The sequence below is a fragment of the Methanosarcina spelaei genome (genome assembly GCF_002287235.1).
GTDB lineage: Archaea > Halobacteriota > Methanosarcinia > Methanosarcinales > Methanosarcinaceae > Methanosarcina > Methanosarcina spelaei.
The window spans coordinates 1-17,146 of the sequence record NZ_LMVP01000009.1 but is presented as its reverse complement, the minus strand read 5'-3'; the positions used below and the strand labels follow the sequence as shown (position 1 = coordinate 17,146).

15 protein-coding genes and 1 pseudogene are annotated in these 17,146 nt (G+C 37.5%); 6 read left to right on the top strand and 10 right to left on the bottom strand.

Annotation, left to right across the window (positions count from 1 at the left end):
* Window positions 1–196, top strand: a pseudogene (locus ASJ81_RS22470) (COG1361 S-layer family protein); the annotation flags it as partial.
* A 283-nt stretch (window positions 197–479) separates the two neighbouring features.
* Here the strand turns inward: ASJ81_RS22470 and ASJ81_RS01045 are convergent.
* On the bottom strand, window positions 480–1,874 hold the full coding sequence (locus tag ASJ81_RS01045; protein ID WP_095642843.1) for an alanine/glycine:cation symporter family protein: 1,395 nt from the start codon (window positions 1,872–1,874) through the stop codon (window positions 480–482).
* A gap of 264 nt (window positions 1,875–2,138) precedes the next feature.
* Between ASJ81_RS01045 and ASJ81_RS01040 the strand changes: the two genes are divergently transcribed.
* On the top strand, window positions 2,139–2,405 hold the full coding sequence (locus ASJ81_RS01040) for a hypothetical protein (RefSeq protein ID WP_141241550.1): 267 nt from the start codon (window positions 2,139–2,141) through the stop codon (window positions 2,403–2,405).
* 323 nt (window positions 2,406–2,728) lie between these two features.
* On the opposite strand, the gene ASJ81_RS01035 is transcribed toward ASJ81_RS01040, so the two are convergent.
* Window positions 2,729–3,055, bottom strand: a complete 327-nt coding sequence (locus ASJ81_RS01035; protein WP_245859672.1) for a hypothetical protein — start codon at window positions 3,053–3,055, stop codon at window positions 2,729–2,731.
* Between the two features lie 990 nt (window positions 3,056–4,045).
* Between ASJ81_RS01035 and ASJ81_RS01030 the strand changes: the two genes are divergently transcribed.
* From ASJ81_RS01030 to ASJ81_RS01020, 4 genes are all read left to right on the top strand, one after another.
* Entirely contained in the window at window positions 4,046–4,447 is a 402-nt protein-coding gene (locus ASJ81_RS01030) for an NUDIX domain-containing protein (protein WP_338037343.1), read from the top strand.
* Between the two features lie 798 nt (window positions 4,448–5,245).
* Window positions 5,246–5,386, top strand: coding sequence for a hypothetical protein (locus ASJ81_RS23485; protein WP_245859668.1), 141 nt, complete (start codon window positions 5,246–5,248; stop codon window positions 5,384–5,386).
* Complete coding sequence (locus ASJ81_RS22465) at window positions 5,364–6,623, top strand: hypothetical protein (protein ID WP_095642840.1); 1,260 nt, start codon at window positions 5,364–5,366, stop codon at window positions 6,621–6,623. Before ASJ81_RS23485 ends, ASJ81_RS22465 begins: the two co-directional genes overlap by 23 nt.
* Window positions 6,624–7,198: 575 nt before the next feature.
* Entirely contained in the window at window positions 7,199–8,230 is a 1,032-nt protein-coding gene (locus tag ASJ81_RS01020; RefSeq protein ID WP_095642839.1) for a class I SAM-dependent methyltransferase, read from the top strand.
* 160 nt (window positions 8,231–8,390) lie between these two features.
* Here ASJ81_RS01020 and ASJ81_RS22460 read toward each other — a convergent pair whose 3' ends face one another.
* The 8 genes from ASJ81_RS22460 to ASJ81_RS00985 all read right to left on the bottom strand — a co-directional run bounded on the left by ASJ81_RS22460 (window position 8,391) and on the right by ASJ81_RS00985 (window position 16,088).
* On the bottom strand, window positions 8,391–8,903 hold the full coding sequence (locus ASJ81_RS22460; protein ID WP_245859665.1) for a hypothetical protein: 513 nt from the start codon (window positions 8,901–8,903) through the stop codon (window positions 8,391–8,393).
* A gap of 297 nt (window positions 8,904–9,200) precedes the next feature.
* Window positions 9,201–9,707: a DUF6141 family protein gene (locus tag ASJ81_RS01010; RefSeq protein WP_170943133.1), complete on the bottom strand. Its 507-nt coding sequence runs from the start codon at window positions 9,705–9,707 to the stop codon at window positions 9,201–9,203.
* Between the two features lie 1,206 nt (window positions 9,708–10,913).
* Window positions 10,914–11,432: a hypothetical protein gene (locus tag ASJ81_RS01005; protein ID WP_095642838.1), complete on the bottom strand. Its 519-nt coding sequence runs from the start codon at window positions 11,430–11,432 to the stop codon at window positions 10,914–10,916.
* Window positions 11,433–11,901: 469 nt separating this feature from the next.
* On the bottom strand, window positions 11,902–12,261 hold the full coding sequence (locus ASJ81_RS01000) for a carboxymuconolactone decarboxylase family protein (protein ID WP_095642846.1): 360 nt from the start codon (window positions 12,259–12,261) through the stop codon (window positions 11,902–11,904).
* 246 nt (window positions 12,262–12,507) lie between these two features.
* Window positions 12,508–12,975 carry a DUF2124 family protein gene (locus ASJ81_RS00995; protein ID WP_095642837.1) on the bottom strand — a complete coding sequence of 156 codons (468 nt, stop codon included), beginning with the start codon at window positions 12,973–12,975 and terminating at the stop codon, window positions 12,508–12,510.
* Window positions 12,976–13,417: 442 nt separating this feature from the next.
* Complete coding sequence (gene mch / locus ASJ81_RS00990; protein ID WP_095642845.1) at window positions 13,418–14,383, bottom strand: methenyltetrahydromethanopterin cyclohydrolase; 966 nt, start codon at window positions 14,381–14,383, stop codon at window positions 13,418–13,420.
* Window positions 14,384–14,717: 334 nt separating this feature from the next.
* Window positions 14,718–14,864 carry a hypothetical protein gene (locus ASJ81_RS22455; RefSeq protein WP_170943132.1) on the bottom strand — a complete coding sequence of 49 codons (147 nt, stop codon included), beginning with the start codon at window positions 14,862–14,864 and terminating at the stop codon, window positions 14,718–14,720.
* A 27-nt stretch (window positions 14,865–14,891) separates the two neighbouring features.
* A complete protein-coding gene (locus ASJ81_RS00985; protein ID WP_095642844.1) occupies window positions 14,892–16,088 on the bottom strand; it encodes a peptidase U32 family protein in 1,197 nt (398 codons plus the stop codon).
* Window positions 16,089–17,146 lie beyond the last annotated feature (1,058 nt).

Here is a 17,146-nt window from a genome sequence, read left to right as displayed (position 1 = left end):
AACCGTTACTAAAGAAGTTAATCTCGAAACTACAACATCAGGAAATATGACTGCACAGGAATCAAAAGGGCCAGGCAACAAGAGTAATGGATTTGGGGCACACCTATCCTATATTGTGATACTAGCACTTGCAGGAGGGTTATTCGTATACAGAAAGAAAATCCAGGAAAAACTGCAAAAAAGAAAAAATAAGTAATCCGAGAACAAAAGCCTGAAAACCCAAAGGTCCGAACAAGGCAGCATCATAAAAAACAGCATCATTAACAAACAGAAGACGTAGGATGAAAAACAAGCCTTTTCAAAAAACTGCTTGCCCGCAAGCCTTTTTTGAAAAGGCTTGAGCGAAAACGACGAGTTAACATTTGGATTTGAGAACCTTAGCCCCAAACCCTATAGGCGTGATAAACCGGCGCAACGGTTTCGGGTCAACGGTTGATTGAAAAAAAAACTCTGTATTTAGCAAGGTTTTTCCAGCCGGATTATTTTGGTATCTCTCCCGAATTCGAGGCTTCAGCCTTAAGTTTCTCAAAGTACTGCTTGGTCTCGATAGTAACAACTTTTCGCAGGGCCAGCAGAGCAATAAGGTTTGGAATAGCCATGAGCCCGTTTACGATATCAGCAAGTACCCAGATAACATCAAGAGTCATGAAGGCACCTGAGGCAACAATCAGGATGTAAAGGATTTTGTAAGGGAGAATTCCTTTTACACCGAAGAGAAATTCCGTACAGCGCTCACCATAGTAATTCCACCCAAGAATTGTTGTAAAGGCAAACAAAATGAGCCCGACTGTTACTATGTAATTTCCGAACTCCGCAAGTACGGTGGAAAAAGCATAGCTTGTCATATATGCACCTGCAAGGTCACCTGTCCAGGAGTCTGTTACGATCAGGACGATTCCGGTCATGAAGCAGACGATAATAGTATCAAAGAAAGTTCCTGTCATGGAAATGAGTCCCTGTCTGACAGGCTCTTTTACCTTTGCAGCCGCAGCGGCTATCGGAGCACTTCCAAGGCCGGACTCGTTTGAGAAAATTCCTCGTGCAATCCCCATTCTGACTGCAAGCATTACTCCTGCTCCAAGAAAACCGCCCCTTGCAGCAGTTTCTGTGAATGCAGCACTTACTATCAAAGTGAGAGTTTCAGGTATTTTCTCAAAGTTTAACCCAATTATTATCAGGCATCCCGATACATAGCTTATTGCCATTAAAGGCACTAGAAGCTGGGCAACGCCTGCAATCCTCCTGATTCCGCCAAGTGTTACAAACGCTACGAGCAGGCTTATTACAAAAGCGCTCAGAGTTTCATGGATATTAAAGGCAATCCTTGCCGAATCAACAATGGAATTTACCTGCGGAAAAGTCCCTATCCCGAAGAGAGCTACGTTCATACCAAAAAAAGCAAAAGCCGTAGCAAGAGTTTGGCTGTACTTTCTCTGCCCAAGCCCGTTTTTTATATAATACATGGGCCCTCCTGACATCTGCCCGTTTGAATCAGTCACTCTGTATTTGACTGCAAGCAGGGACTCGGAGTACATGGTTGCCATCCCGAAAAAACCTGCAAGAAGCATCCAGAAGAGAGCACCTGGACCTCCTGTTTTTATTGCAGTTGCAACCCCAACTATATTTCCAGTTCCAATAGTTGAGGACAGTGCAGTACTCAGCGCCCCAAAACTTGAAACGTCACCCTGTACTCCAATTTCGGTTTTTCTAGAATTAAGCACATACTTAAGTGCAAGGGGCAGCCTGATTACCTGAACCATCCCGAGTTTCCAGGTCAGGAAAATCCCGGTTCCCACAAGTAAAATCAGAAGCTGCGGTCCCCAGATTAGCTGATCTATCCCTGTAAGGATCTCAAGTACGTTAACACCCGACAGTTCCGTTCAAGCCAGCCCCCAGAAAGTAAAAAGATACTTTTGGAAAAGAGATCGTTTTAACTCAGTATTTGTTCCAGGCTGGTCTTAAACATTGATGTTCAGGAATTAACTATGTAAAACCGAACTCCGGTTTAAAATGTTCGGAAAAACATCCTCATAGGCAGAAAGATTAGAGAATCTTCCAGGTAAAAAGTTACTTTCTTCAACTACCTAACAGAATAAATTTTTATACTTACAGATTGTTAGACATTTAGGGGGTATTATATGATGCGTATCACATCTTTAAATAGCATGTCTCTGGCAAAAGTCCTGAGTATTATGTATCTCTCACTTGCCATCATCTTTTCACCGATTATTCTTTTCATACTGAGTATGGATGGGATAGGTCTTATTGAAGGCATATTTGCAATTGTATTCTTCGTTGTGTTTTATGGGATTGCGGGAGCAATAGTGGGACTTCTTATTGGCACAATATATACTCTTGTTGCAAAAAGGGTTGGAGGCATAGAAATGGATGTTGAAACTTCATGAGTTTACTTTTGGAACGTACTTAAAAACAGATTCTTCATTTTTATAATCAGATTAGTATTTTGAAAACATCTTCTTCTCTTTAAAAGGGGATTCTTCTTTTATAAATGTTACTTTTTCTAAACCTTTCTTTTACTTTTAGTTATTCGTTGAGTTCCTGGTTTCTAAATTTTTATTTTTCATTAGTTCTGAAAAAAAGCCAAAAGTTTCGTCTGTTCGATGTTTTCGGTTGGTTTAATTTGCTCTTTATGTTTTTGTTGTTTTTTAGTTTTTTCAATTTCTCCGGGTTCAAGAATTGGCTCAAGAAAATTACCAAAAAAGTGGATTCATTTTCTGGACTTAACGAATCTCGAGAGTACTCTATCGTTTTTTCCTGCCAGTTTTCCAAAAGCAGCAAGAATTTCATTCCCCTCTTTTGCTCGTTCTATTCCCAAGCACAGTTTTGTAGCATAGTTTGCAAGGGCTTTCCATTCCATATCCTGCATGAATTCGAAGAGATTGTCCAGGTGAAGGCAGCTAATCTTAGCGATTCTTGGAAAAATGTTCTTTCTGAACTTCCTTTTTATGAAAACGTTTCCTCGACTGTCTATCCGCCAGGAAAATACCTTATGCTTTGTCTCAAGGGTTCTGGACCGAGACCAGGAAGCAGCCATCTGGAATAAATCGGATTTTAAATATAAAAATTGTTTGTTGTATGTCTCATCCTGTAGTATCTGCAAATCTGAAGGTTAAATAGAAGTTATTTTATGCATCTTTCGGTAATTTTAAAGTCCTTCTAAATACTTGTTGAGTTTCTCTCAAATTTCTTTCAAATTTATCTCAAATTTCTCTAAGTTTCTTTGTTAGCGTTCCAAAGTTACGGGGCACATGCATTTATGTAGCTTTTGACAATAATCCAGAGAACAAGCCAACCAATTGCGGATATCAAATCTTTTTTTAACTGTATTTCCATACGCCTATTTAATCTATTGCTCATATTTAAATTTTTTTATCTGTTTGAAAATAACTTCATATGCTCTTTCTCAAAGATATTCTCAACTCCCGTTATAAAAAAAGTATATTTCGTCCTCAAATTCCCATCCAACCCCTTTTGCCTTTTTTCTTATCCCAAAAAGCCTTTTTTTGAACCTATGATAAAGAGTCTTTCCACTATTTTTTCATTTTATAGCACCATAAGGTAAAAGTTACATTTCCTGGAATCTCACTAGTGTCAAGTCAATTATCAAGGATTCAATAATTCCTAATAACTGCACTCGATTTTATACGACATTTTGTGTTTGACTCGACACTCGAAATATTAATACAAATAGATGTACAGAATATCCGATGCTTTCAAGCCGGAATTAGCCCGAAGTTCATTTGCACGTCCAATAACCTGTTTTCAGTTTCGTTGTTATTGCCTGCCATTTTCAATATTCTTTTGAACTTGTTTCTGCTTTTCATTATGGAGTAAACATATAAAAGTTGCTAAAAGAATGAAAGTGGAGTTATCCAGGGCATAAATCTTTGTATAATTATTGAGGACTTAACAGAAAATATAAAGTTTCCGTTATTTGCGACTAAAGAAGGAAAGCAACCGACCTGTAAAAATTTTAAATAATTTTAGAAATAAAGTTCTTAGCAAAAAGTAATAATCCTATAAAATCAGCCGTTTCAAAGAAGGTAGAAGTATTCCAAGTGCATACGACAATCGAAGAGGATCAGTAATAGTTGAAACCGATGATGGAATCCTGCTGGTGAGCAGCTCCGGGTCTTACTACAGGTTCCCTGGAGGAAAACCGAAGAAAGGGGAGGCTAGTATCGAAGCTGCGATTCGAGAGCTTAGAGAAGAAACAGGACTTAGGGCATACGACGTAAGATACCTTTTCAAATTTCATGCATCCAAGGTCTTTAAGATTAAGGCCAAAGGATTGCCAGAACCGAGAAGTGAGATCCACCATTTTGCATTTTTCAGGCCAGGCAAGGAAATGAAAGTGCAGATTTCTGAAAACACTCTTAAATTACTGGATATTTATTATAACTTAAAAGAAAAGGAGAGTAAGTAAGAGGTTATGTTTTAATTTAGAGTCCTTGTTTATAGTTTATTCCACACTCGCTTTTTTCATTCCATACTCACTTTTTCATTCCCCTACCTGTTTTTTTCAGATACATGTTTAATCGTTCTACCGATTCCATGCAACTACAAATAAGAGCCGAACTATCTTTTAGTGCCTTAATAAAACACTTTATCATCGGTTTTTCATTGGTTTCATGAATAAGTCATTCTTTTTCTCCTTCTCTGCCAGAATTCCCCCCTTGACATCCTTGACATTATACCTTATTATACACTATATGATACCTGTCATAGAGCTTTACGTTCAGGAAACGTAATATAACTACAGCCCAAAAACCCAGCATATCAGATTGAATTAGGCGTGCTAAATTTGTTCCCTTACTTTCGAGTTATTGACCCCCTCTCCTGATATACCAAGCTTTTAGAAACTTAAACCGTCATACCGAGAATCAAAGGTACATTTTGAACTAAAAAATTAGTTTTGTTTATAATTAAACAAGTTTAAACTATAATTAATGTATTCTACATTTACTTATTATGATATCCCATTAACTCTATGATTTTTGGTTATTTGAACTACTATTTATATATTAAAACTAGTCTACTCGTGTTGAAATTAAGATATGATTGATTTTTATATAGACCTAAGTTATAGATATCTTCAATTAATCTAAACTAAAAAGAGCCAGCTAGATGCCAGTCACCTTGCCTGCACGCATCCAGTGTCGTCTTGGAGCTTAAGGCAGGAAATATTGCAGATATGTGGGGGGTACTCTGCTGAGAAAAGCTTATGGCAAAAGGTAACGGCCTTGCTCTTTGCAGAATCCTGAATCAGGCAGTTGATATTCTGCCCGGTTCTCATAATGCACAAAGGGCAAGAGCTGGTAAAAAAATTGGGGGAAACAGTAATGGCACAATTCAGACCTTTTGAAATGGATAGTATTCCAATAGAAGAGCAGTTTATGAACTGGAAAGAAATAGTCAAACCTCCGTATGACAAGAAATTGGTCGACGCATACACCCGGACCCGGGTAATCCTGATGAACGGGATTGAGAACGCTTCAGTCCTTATGTCACATGCGATTGAGCGAATGACTGTAGATCCGGAAATCAAACGCCAGATGGCAGCGATGAGGCGCGCTGACTCAATGCAACAGCAGACAGTTGACTGGCTAAATCCGGCTAATCAGAGTGTTATAGAGACCACACTTGGCTATGAACAGGTAGCGGTTGATCTCACTGCAAATCTTGCCAAAAACGAGCCCGATTCATATGTGAAGCAAACTCTGGACTTCGCCTTGCTTGAGGACTTCGACCACCTTTACCGATACAGTTGCCTTTATGATTACATAGAAGGAGGTGATCCTGAGTCTATTGTTCAGGGCAAGACTGAAGTAAAAGCCGCAAGACCAACAATTGGCCACCACCGTCACCCTGACGAGACCATGCGCAAGCACTACGATAAAGACACGGCTGACATTAAAACCAAAATGAATTATCTCACCATTGTTGCAGGCGAGCAGCAGACCGAGCTTTTCTACAAGACTCACGGGAATATGTATTCTGATGAACTTGCAAGGCAGCTTTACTCTGAGATTGCCGATGTTGAAGAAGAGCATGTGACCCTGTATGGGCTGCTCGGTGATCCAAACGAAACAATGCTCGAAAAGTCCGCACTCATGCAACTCTGTGAAGCATATATCTATTTCTCTTGCGCCCAGACTGAGACCGATCCAAGGATAAAAGCGATCTGGGAAGACTTTGCAAAAATGGAGATTTCGCACTTCGAAGGCTGTGCCAACCTCCTTGAGAAGTATGAAGGAAGGGATATCAGGGATATCGTAAAGGCTGATGTTATCGAACCACTGGTCGTTTTCGAGCCGAATAAAAACTATGTAAACAAGATAATCGACGAGCAGCTTGACCTCATGCCTTCGAATATGGAATACAAGAGGCTCAGTGAACTGTCTGATGAATGGGCCAGCTTCAAGTTCCAGTGGAAGGTGAACGGAGCCGGCGTGCCAAGTGAAGAGGTCGTCAGCAAAGCGAACAGTGAGCTAGCTAAACGGGACCAGGCAGAGAATGTCAAACAGTTTAAGTGTCAGTTATCCGAGAGGACACAAAATGTAATGGCTTCTCAAAGAGAAAGAATGATGCCGCGTCCCTAATCTGGTTATCGATGGGGAACTGTTGCAAGCCAGTTTCAATTTAAGGTGCAGATGAGCCATCTTTTAATTGAAAGTAATCTTTTAATTTTTGGAGGTAGGGCGTTAAATAACGCCCACTTTTAATTTAAATGACTTGGTATGTTCTTTCACTTGTGTAATTTAGTAGAATCCACTCTTTCATTCAGCTGATTTAACATAACTCTTCACCATCAAACTTGTTTTTGTAGATACTATAATAATCAGACACTACAATAATAGGTAAGCTAAATTCTAGCCTGACTGACAAAAATAACAATCATAATATTCAGGTTACTGATTTATTATAACTACTCAAGCTACTGATTTATCTGTAATATCTTTCCTGCTGCAGAAAACCTATTAACAGATCTGTTATAAGATTTATAGTATAACACAGATTAATATATGTATATTCTTAAACGATTTAAGTTTTTTTACTTACTTAACTCTTGGCTATATAGCGTACACTTGAGGTCAATAGATATTGATCAGGTAATTTGTCTGCATAAAGTTCAGACAAAAAACATTAATTCCATGTGGAATATTCTTCAATTTCAATGCACAGAATGATCAGGGTCCCACCCGAAAAAGGAGAAGAGATAAGGAAAAAAGCAGTTCTTGAAGGATTTCTGGATACTGCAAGAAGGATTCGAAAAGTCAGGACCGAAGAAGGCAACTTCCTGGAAATCCCGGTCACAGAAGCTGCATACGACAGTGTGGAAAGTTTTCTGGTTCTTGAACAGAAAAATCCGGAATTCCTTGAAAACCCCAACTCTCTCAAGGAGTCCCTTAAAGGTTCTCTTTCCGAACCTGAACTTGCGTTAGTTCCAGCAGGCTGGCAAATTCTGGGAAATATAATAATAGTTAGTATCCCTGAAATCCTGGAAGATAAAAAAACGAGAATAGCCGAGGCTTTACTCTCGATGTATCCAAGGTGCAGAACTGTTGTAAGGGATTTTGGAATCGAAGGGCAGTTCCGCCAACCAAAAAGAGAACTCCTTCTCGGCAGCGGGACAGAAACTATCCACAAAGAGCATGGCTGCTTTTTTAAGCAGGATGTAACAAAAGTTATGTACTCAAAAGGGAACCTTGAAGAAAGGAAAAGAATGAGCAAGCTCGGGAAGGGGGAAATTGTTGTGGATATGTTTGCAGGAATAGGGTATTTTTCAATTCCTATGGCTGTCCACTCAAAGCCGAAAAAGATTGTAAGTATCGAAATAAATCCTGAATCCTTCGCCTACCTGAAAGAAAATATTAAACTGAACCATGTGGAAGATATTATTACTCCGATTCTTGAAGACTGCTCTCAGGCTGTTCCCGAAGGAGAAGCGGATAGGGTTATCATGGGGTATGTTGGAACAACACACCATTACCTTGAGACGGCTATAAGAGCTTTAAAAAGAAGTGGAGGAGTCCTGCATTACCATGAAACGGTGCCTGAAAATCTCGCCAGAACAAGACCTGAAGAAAGGATAAAAGAAGCTGCTAAATCTCTGGGAAAAAAAGTTGAAGTCCTGGAAACCAGACGGATAAAAAAGTACTCTCCCGGTGTCCTGCATGTAGTTGTGGATGCGAGAATATGTGAATAAATTTTTCAAATATGTTAACAGCTTGAAGAAACTAGCTTTGAGATTTTTGTATAGATAAACTTACCTGCAATTAAATTATTTAGCTTCTGAAGTTGCTGCTTACTTTTATATCCATATCAATAATTTTCCTGTAAATGTTTCTTTTTTGCACAATAGGCCACTATCCATAGAGAAAAACATAAACAGGCTCCCACATCGCAACCCATCCAATAATTGTCAGGCCTTCGGAAAACATAGTATTTATCAGGCCTTGTTCAAGCGTAGAAAGAAGCCGGATTATGAGCAGACAGAGAAAAAGGAAGACAATAGCAATTGCAAAGTTCCTTCTTCCCCGCTGAAGAAGCCTCCTCAACTCTATATCCGTGAGAATTTTTTTGTAAGAAAAATGGTTCCTTATTGCTTCTTTAAGTGTATGCTCGGTTTCTCCATCAAACTCGAAAGGGGGAACGTATATTACAATCTCAAGGGGTTTTTTTAGAGGGAATTCTCCAACTGTATTATAAATATATTCTTCTGCTTCCGGGTCAAGTTCTTTTTCGTGAAAAGGAGCAGGATCAAAAGAATTGAAAATTTGCATTATACTATGCAACTCAAGTTCGATCAGAAGTTTTCCACCCTGTTCCCTGTAAAGAGACTCCGTTCCTTTCGGGGAAAAATCTATTCCCCAGACCACTTTATATCTACCTTCTACGGGGCATTTTTTAATTTTATAGAATTTTTGTTAAATTATTAGAAAGAGTTTCTCTTAAACATTAATATACAGTTTCAAGTTTAATATAAGGTTTTGCTTTTTGCGCTTTTGCTTGGGGTCAAACTAAAGCTTCTGAGAATCAATTGCGAAAAAAATGTAAAGTTAAAATATATAGCATTTAATATTTAATTATGGGCAGTAGAAACTGTTAAAATAATAATTATAAAGAAATTATTAAACAGTAATTATAAAAAACAGAAGATCTCGAGGCAGAAATCATCAGTATTCTGCTGTAGCTTGCTTAATTGCACTGCAGAGTTCTTCAGGTTTTCTGGAGCTAAGAAGCATTCTTTCTCCAGAGATAAGTTTGATTATCACAACAGGACTAACTTTTTTAGCAGATTGTGACACATCAGGTGACACATCAGATTCTTTTCCTGTGAGAGGATTATAAACCTTAATTTTGCAATCCTCCACTACATATAAAGGAATCTTCTTGGAAGAGAGATTCAGGGGTACCAGGTGAATGTATATTCCATCACTTCTTACTTCAGTTATGTACTTTGTATAGTAAAACATAAGAGGGAAAAATAACCCAAAGACAATCCAGAGCGTAAATAGGTATGTTCCAGGAATGTTACTGATTCCGGCAGGTTTTCCGAAAATCAGGCTATGGATTTCAATATACCATAGCAGGAGCGCAGGATAAAGAACCGAAACCAGGAAAAAATTGTTTCGCAGATCCTGTACTTCCCTATAAATTACGTTTACTTTCGGTTGTTCCACAAAATCCCTTCTTTGATATCCGCCTGGTTTGTTTGTTTTTAGTTAGATGCTCACTTTAAATTGCCTGACTGACAGTATCTCAATAGTGCTGAAATTTATCTTACGGTAACGAATTGAACTGCATATAATGTTCGTACAATCTGAACTGCATATAGTGTTCACACACCCAGTCGAATTCTATACCATTTAACAGATATTGTCTAGACACCAGCACACAAACTCAGCACCTGAGCAAGGGTATGCAGTAAAAAATGTCCCTAATTTCTCTATAAAAACTGAGTAATAAACCTTCCGAAAAAAATTGAAAAATGTATATATTTTTTAATTTAAAAATATGAAAATAATAAGATTGAAAAAAGAAGGCTAAGTCTTTTAAAGATAAAAAACGATGAAGGAAAATTGTTCATATACGCGATAAAGAACAGACTAGATTAATAAAAAATTACTTTCTAAAGCCTCTTTTCAGGATTTTTTTGGTACTCTTTATAACGACTACATTGCAAGAAGTTTTTGGTTCAGGGTACGAGGAATAAAATAGAATATATAAACTATTTACAGATTTTTGAAGAGAGCATATGAGTAGAAATGACCAGATTTCATCCTTTTTTATTTTCCAATTAGAAAAAGTCGTAGTCTATTGAAAGAAGATCTTTTTGAAAGGTGACCTCTGAATGAACTTGATATGTTCTGACACAGGGAAAGCAGCTAGAGCTGCCTGCCCGAATATTATAGAGATTTATGTGCAAAAAATCTAGCTTTGCTGCAAAATCAACATAAACCTTGCATTAGGAAAATTAATTCATTTCATGAAAGTAAGCATGAATAAAATTTAACTTAAGATTTAACTTAAGATTTAACTTAAGATTTAACTTAGATTTAACTTGAAATTTAACTTAGATTTAACTTCATTGGTCATCGGTTAAGGAATTTTCTTGCCTGAAAGCTATCGATTTTGCATTAGAAGCTAGCCTTAAGTCTTGGCCTATTTACATGAAATCGATACCTTGTTCTAGCTCGTAATATATTAAAACATTTGGCAAATGTTGAGTAAATCGATGCAATTTATCATAGTTCTTCACTTAACCGAAGATGCATGGATTTAACTTAGATTTAACTTGAAATTTAACTTAGATTTAACTTAGATTTAACTTAAGATTTAACTTAGATTTAACTTAGATTTAACTTAGATTTAACTTGAAATTTAACTTAAGATACAACATAACTAGCAGTTCCTTTGAGACATATCACCTCATATGATTTTACTGCTCCCTTAACAACACTCTCTCCGGCAATTGTGGTTTTGCTAGTCGTTCGGATCGCGACCGTTTTAAACTCTTTTGCTGAACTATCAAAGTTGATTGCAGGTATTAACAGAGTTAGTGTTGTAACATGGAGATCAGGAATGCTCTCTAATGTCACTGTAACTGTTTTACTTTTTGCCATTTGTTCAGTACGGATTTCATCTCCTGTGAAGCTGTACGAGTCTTTCGAGTCTTTATAACTAAAAATAGGTTTGCCTGTGATACTGGTCGTTGAATAGCTTATTTGTACATCTTCATACTTTGGTCCAATCCCTTGAAGAATAAACTGGTTTGGTTCATTCGTCTGGTTTGATGGAACTAAAGAAGTTGCACTCGCATACGCAGTTGTCAGTAGAATTACACAAAAGACCGGCAGTAATAACTGTTGTGTCTTTTTTAGCATCTTAAATGTTTGATTTCTCATATCTTCCCCTTCCCACAATTCCGTAAAATATTTTCAGCTATTATAATTATTAAGCTAATTTGACGATTAAAATTGTAGTTGGTGATTATAAAGATATCTAAGGCTTTTTTAATAATAGAAGAAGTAAATTACCTTACATTATAACGAAAAAAGCTTTCCTAGTAAAAGCTGCTGGTAAGCTCCATACCATGAAAGAACAACAGAAACCGACAATGAACCAGATACAGATCTGACTCATTTTTTGAACCTTCTAAAGAGAACTTGAGAATTCACTTGTTTTGGATCATTTACTTTCCATATATAAAGTCCATTTTCCCAGCCTCAAAATTGTAAAATATATTTCCGCCTCTTAAAGTAGTTTGGAAAAAGTATCTTAAAAAAGAATAGTTCAAAAAGTAAATTGATAAACAGGATGTCTTCTGAAAAATTAAAGAAGAAATACTTCAATGAAAGTGTTTTCTTAATAGCCTCAATAACCTAGTTTCTCCATCTCTTTAAGTACTGCTGCGCTAAAATCCGTAAAGTGCTGGATTCCGCCTGTCCAGGCCGCGAGCATCATTGCATCATTTATCTCGGTTCTTGTAGCCCCAAATTTATGAAGTCTTTCCAGGATCTTGACTGCGCTCTGGATGTTATTGCTTGAACAGGCTACAGCAAAAACAATGAGATGCTTATGTTTTATAGAAAGCCCATCTTCCCTTTCTTCCCATATGGCTTTATAGAGGCCTGCTATTCCTTCAGCAAATTCCTCGTTTATCTGTCCGGCATACGCAATAGATCTGGGTAAAAAACCCTTTAATTCCTTGATTTCTTTAGCAGCTTTCTCCATAATTATCATATGTCATTAGTCAGGATTGAATATAATTGTATCTTATTAAAAAGCTTAAAAAATTGGAAAAAAAAGAGAGTAAAAGGTAAGGATGAAGGCAAAAGAGATAAAGAATAATAAAGAGTAAGACAAAAAAGTAAAAATGTAAAAAGCAAAAAGATATAAAAAGGTAAAGAAAAGAGTAAAGAAAGGGAATTATTCTGCCTGGAAGCCTCAAAAATTCCCGAAACTGAACTTCAGAGCATTTCAGACTTGCAATACCTCAACTGCCAGATCGGCATTGATGACATAATCAAAATTTATTATTTCATCCCATTTCTGCTGTATGAACGCAGACTGGAAGCATACTCCGACAACTTTTCCATTCTCAGAGCCTTCAAGGATTTTACTGGCAACTTCTTTTGCTTTTTCAGGGCTAATCCCTATTTTTGGCATAGAAAGACCTCCAAGCAGGACAACAACGTCAGCGTGCTTATCTGTCAGATCTCCAAGCTGCATGCCTTCATGACCCATGAAGATAGACCTGGCTTTCTCAAAATCCTCGCTGGAAATAAAAGCAAGTTCACGGTTACGAACTACAAAACCAAGAAGTTCTGCAAAAGGAGTGCAAAACCCAGGTGTTCCCACAAAAGTAATTTTCTTTGCATCTTCGACAAGGCCCCTGAAACTGTTCAGGATGCCTCCTACTCCCTGTGAAGTGTTTATTATTGGCATTGAATTTTCTCCTTAAGCTTTCAGTAGAATCTTATTTTCTGAGCATTTCGTCGTAATATTTCTTTATAGTATTTCTTTATAGTATTTCTTTATAGTATTTCTTTATAGTATTTCTTTATAGTATTTCTTTATAGTATTTCTTTATAGTATTTCTTCATAATATTTCTTTATAGCATTCTTACATTTTTTATTGCATTATATTTTACAGTAGGATTGGAAGCATTTACTTAAATAAATGATGTTAACAGCGTTCATAAGGGAAGAATCGGGAAAAAATCACAATTTTCACCAGGAATAATAAGGTTCAAAATTAAAAATTTGGAGATTGGAAAAGAAAAGAGTTTGGAAATTAAAAAGCAAAAGAGAAATAAAGAGAATGAAAACAAGTAAAAAAACATTAAAAAATTGAAAAAAAGATAAAAAATTAAAAAGGTCTCTTCCTTTAAACCTGCCTGATTCCGAAGGACTGAAGTAAGATTTCCGGATACAGTCTGCCACTAGAAATTGTTTTTGTACTCTTAAGATCGTTTACCGTAAGCCTGGCTGGGGCAAACATACCTGCATCGACCTTAAAGAAGTCAAAGTTTGCTTCTTTGAAAGTCTGATAGAAAGGCTTTCCAAAGTCTCGGGAGGTTGTGGAGGGCACCTTCTTTACGAATTCCTCAAGGTCAGCCAGTTCTCCATCAAAGCGGACAGTATAGTTAGTTTCGCCGCAGTAGATCACACAATCATTGGTCGAACCCATGCACTGAACATCATTTCCGACAACAGGAGCAATTGGGGCAACTCCATATCCGCTTTTAATACAATTGATATCAAAACCAACTGACTCAAGTTTATGGATCCCGGTCTCTACAACGCGTGCAGAGATCTGGACAGAACCGGCAATAGAGGCAGTAGGAGCAACAGCAATCGTTACGTTTTCAGGGTCTACACTGCAGTGCTTTGCAATATATTCCACAACTTTCTCATCAGGGAGTTTATCAGATTCCATGACAAGGACTGCAGCTTCGAAGTCATCTTCATATCCGATTTCTTCATAGAGCTCTTTAGGTTTTAAGCCAAGCGCACGTGCAGGACCTGACCCCATTCCAAAGTAATTGCCTACGGAGATTCTCCAGCCTGCATACTGCGAAGCCATACAGGCAATTACTGGATTGTCAGTAGCTACCTGGATTGCAGGCCATTTGAGACCATTCAGGTCAAAAGTAGTGTATTTGAGGTCGGCAAGGTCGGCCAGGCAGAGCCTTGCGAGGTACATTCCAGCTTCATATCCACCCTCAGCTTTAACTCCGCAGTCAATAACCGTAGCCCCGTTATTGAGTTTGAGTACTTCAGTTTTCAGGTCTTCGCTCCAGTCGAGCATCTCTTCGATGACGTATGATCCCATTTCGTTAACGCTTATCAAAGTATCACCTTTACTACTGGCTCCGGGATAAACAGAAAATGTTATTCTCACTCAGTAAGGAAGTAAGTTCTTACCTACCTTTTATTGGAGAGAACTGTTTATCAATCAGAGAATTGCTTATAAAGAACATTGCTTATAAAGAACATTGCTTATAAAGAACATTGTTTATAAAGAATAATCTCAATCAGAGTTACTTGTTGATCAGAGGATCGGAAATTAATCGGGAGCAATTTACCCGGACGAAGGTCCAACCCATTGATCAGGATTAATAGACAGGATAATTTACCGATAAAAGGTATCCAGCCGATCGAGAGTATTACCGGAATAAGATAAATTAATTCTTTCCTGTAAGTTTTTCCTGTAAGTTTTTCCTGTAAGTTTTTCCTGTAAGTTTTTCCTGTAAGTTTTTCCTGTAAGTTTTTCCTGTAAGTTTTTCCTGTAAATTTTCCTGTGATTTGCTACCCGTATAGGAAGAATCCAATATATAGATACTGTTTTATTATTATATTTAAATTATAAAAACACGGTCGTTTTTTCGGACTTGCTCGTCAACAGCGAGGCCAACTGTGTATCCTTTTTCTACCCTGTCAACAGTTTCGTCTTTCTTCTTCAGGGAACGGACTTGCTGCCTCAAATAGGTTGTATTTCCTTCAATTACTATTTCGTCTCCAACCGAAATACCTTCTTCGAGAAGCCTGACGGCTGCAGCTTGCTGTTTTGGGTAGTAATTTTCGATAATTCCTACAGCCCTGCGTTGCTTTTTCGAGGCATTCATATCTTTTTCAGGAGAAAAGCCCTCAAGGCCTGGAGCCCCAAAGTAAAAGCCAGTTGAAAAGCCCCTGTTATAGACCGAAGCAAGCTCATGCTTCCAGGACTCTATTTTCTCAGGAGTATAGTTTCCTTCTATGCAGGCGTCAATGGCCTCCCTGTAGCAACGGGAAACCATTTCAAGGTATCCGGGGTCCCGCAATCGCCCTTCCACTTTAAAGGCAGCTATGCCTGATTCAAGCAGTTTGGGAATATGATCTATCATACAAAGATCTTTTGCACTTAGAAGGTACTTTCCAAGACTTGCTGCAACAAAGCCGTTTTCTCCATGGAGTTCCCATTTCCAGCGGCAGGGCTGGGTGCATTCTCCGCAATTTCCGGATTTTCCAAGAATGTAAGCTGACAGATGGCAACGACCTGAAATTGCCATGCACATCGCACCGTGAACAAAAGTCTCGATTTCGACCTCAGTTTGCTGGTTTATTTCCCGTATTTCTTCAAGGGAAAGTTCTCTTGAAAGTATAATTCTTTCGGCACCAAGCTTTTGGTAGAAATCTGCAGTTTCGTGGTTGGTAATATTTGCCTGCGTGGAAATGTGAATTCTAAGCCCTGCTTTCCGTGCCCTGAGAATTATAGCCGGATCCCAGGCAATGACTGCGTCTACTCCTGCACTCGAAGCTGCATCTATCACATCCGATGCATCTCCGAGTCTTTTCTCATATACTGTCGAATTTACAGCCAGATAGGCCTTGAGTCCTCTAATTTTTACCTCATGGACAAAATCTTCAAGAGTCTCCAGAGTAATTTCTTTTGCTTTTGCTCTCAGGCTAAGCCTATCAGTGGAAAAGTAGACAGCATCTGCATATCCTGAACAAGCCTTAAGCCCTGAAAGATTTCTGACTCCTACAAGGAGTTCAGGTTTTGAACTTTTATGCATGAAAACAGAAAACACCTATATCTCATTTAAAACATCTTATCACCTTCTCACAGTTGAACAAATATCACTAGAAAATGTCAACTTATAACGGTTAATAGTAAGGTTTTCGGGTTGACAGAAAACTTTATATAAATTAAGAGTGTTTTCCAAATGGGGATTAAAGTAAATATGAAGAAATAGATTTTATTAATTGACAAAAGTAAGAATAATTACTGTTATTATAATCAAAGACGGGAGGATAAAATGGAATACGAACTCGAAGAAGTCGAAAGAGACTACATAGAATTCAGAAAAGAAATGGGAGAAGATTAAGATTAAGGGGAAAAAATAAGCCTTTGAAATCTGGTGAGGTACGATAGAATTGAAAAATATGACCTTTCAGAAGTAAATATAACTTTCAAAAATAAAGTTAATGGTCATATTAGCACCAGAATAATTTTTTTCATTTTTACAGCTACCAATTTGTGCAGAATCAGTCTGTTAATGTTCTCGGTTTATTGAAATTGGTTTAGTTTAATTGCAACACCAAAAGATTTTTTGTTTTCACATAGAGGACTAGTGTCATGAAAATTTAGTTATTGGTAATCTGATGAGCTCAAAATCATTGTATGCTGATGAGAAGCTACCAAAATTATGCACAACAACTAAATTGCCAAGACACTAGTCTATCTGTGAAACCCTAGTTTTACCTATTACAATAAGAGCCCATCCCAAAACTTATTTTTGTTCTCAAATCTCAGAAATATTAAGGATTGGTCGTAGTCATAAACTCAATTAGCCGCTTAAAATACGAGATACAGAAAAGTAAATTTTGAGTTTTGGGATAGGCTCTAACACAAAAACATGCACCTGGTAGATCGATTATATTAAGACTTTTAATGATATATCATTTCATAAAATAAGAATATGTCAATGATTAAGATGATTGAGATTGAGATGATTGGTATATAAGCCAAATCTCATACATATAGACAATTAATCGATTTTCCAATAATAACTATTTTCGTATCCTCTTCAAATTGAGTGGAAAGCTCTCAATTTCTGCTTATTGAGCTTTT

Bases quoted from the DNA above. Each gene is read 5' to 3' on its own strand.
- ASJ81_RS01040 (WP_141241550.1), top strand. From the start codon at position 2,139: ATGATGCGTATCACATCTTTAAATAGCATGTCTCTGGCAAAAGTCCTG.
- ASJ81_RS01035 (WP_245859672.1), bottom strand. From the start codon at position 3,055: ATGGCTGCTTCCTGGTCTCGGTCCAGAACCCTTGAGACAAAGCATAAG.
- ASJ81_RS23485 (WP_245859668.1), top strand. From the start codon at position 5,246: ATGGCAAAAGGTAACGGCCTTGCTCTTTGCAGAATCCTGAATCAGGCA.
- ASJ81_RS22465 (WP_095642840.1), top strand. From the start codon at position 5,364: ATGGCACAATTCAGACCTTTTGAAATGGATAGTATTCCAATAGAAGAG.
- ASJ81_RS01020 (WP_095642839.1), top strand. From the start codon at position 7,199: ATGCACAGAATGATCAGGGTCCCACCCGAAAAAGGAGAAGAGATAAGG.
- ASJ81_RS01005 (WP_095642838.1), bottom strand. From the start codon at position 11,432: ATGAGAAATCAAACATTTAAGATGCTAAAAAAGACACAACAGTTATTA.
- ASJ81_RS01000 (WP_095642846.1), bottom strand. From the start codon at position 12,261: ATGGAGAAAGCTGCTAAAGAAATCAAGGAATTAAAGGGTTTTTTACCC.
- ASJ81_RS00995 (WP_095642837.1), bottom strand. From the start codon at position 12,975: ATGCCAATAATAAACACTTCACAGGGAGTAGGAGGCATCCTGAACAGT.
- ASJ81_RS00985 (WP_095642844.1), bottom strand. From the start codon at position 16,088: ATGCATAAAAGTTCAAAACCTGAACTCCTTGTAGGAGTCAGAAATCTT.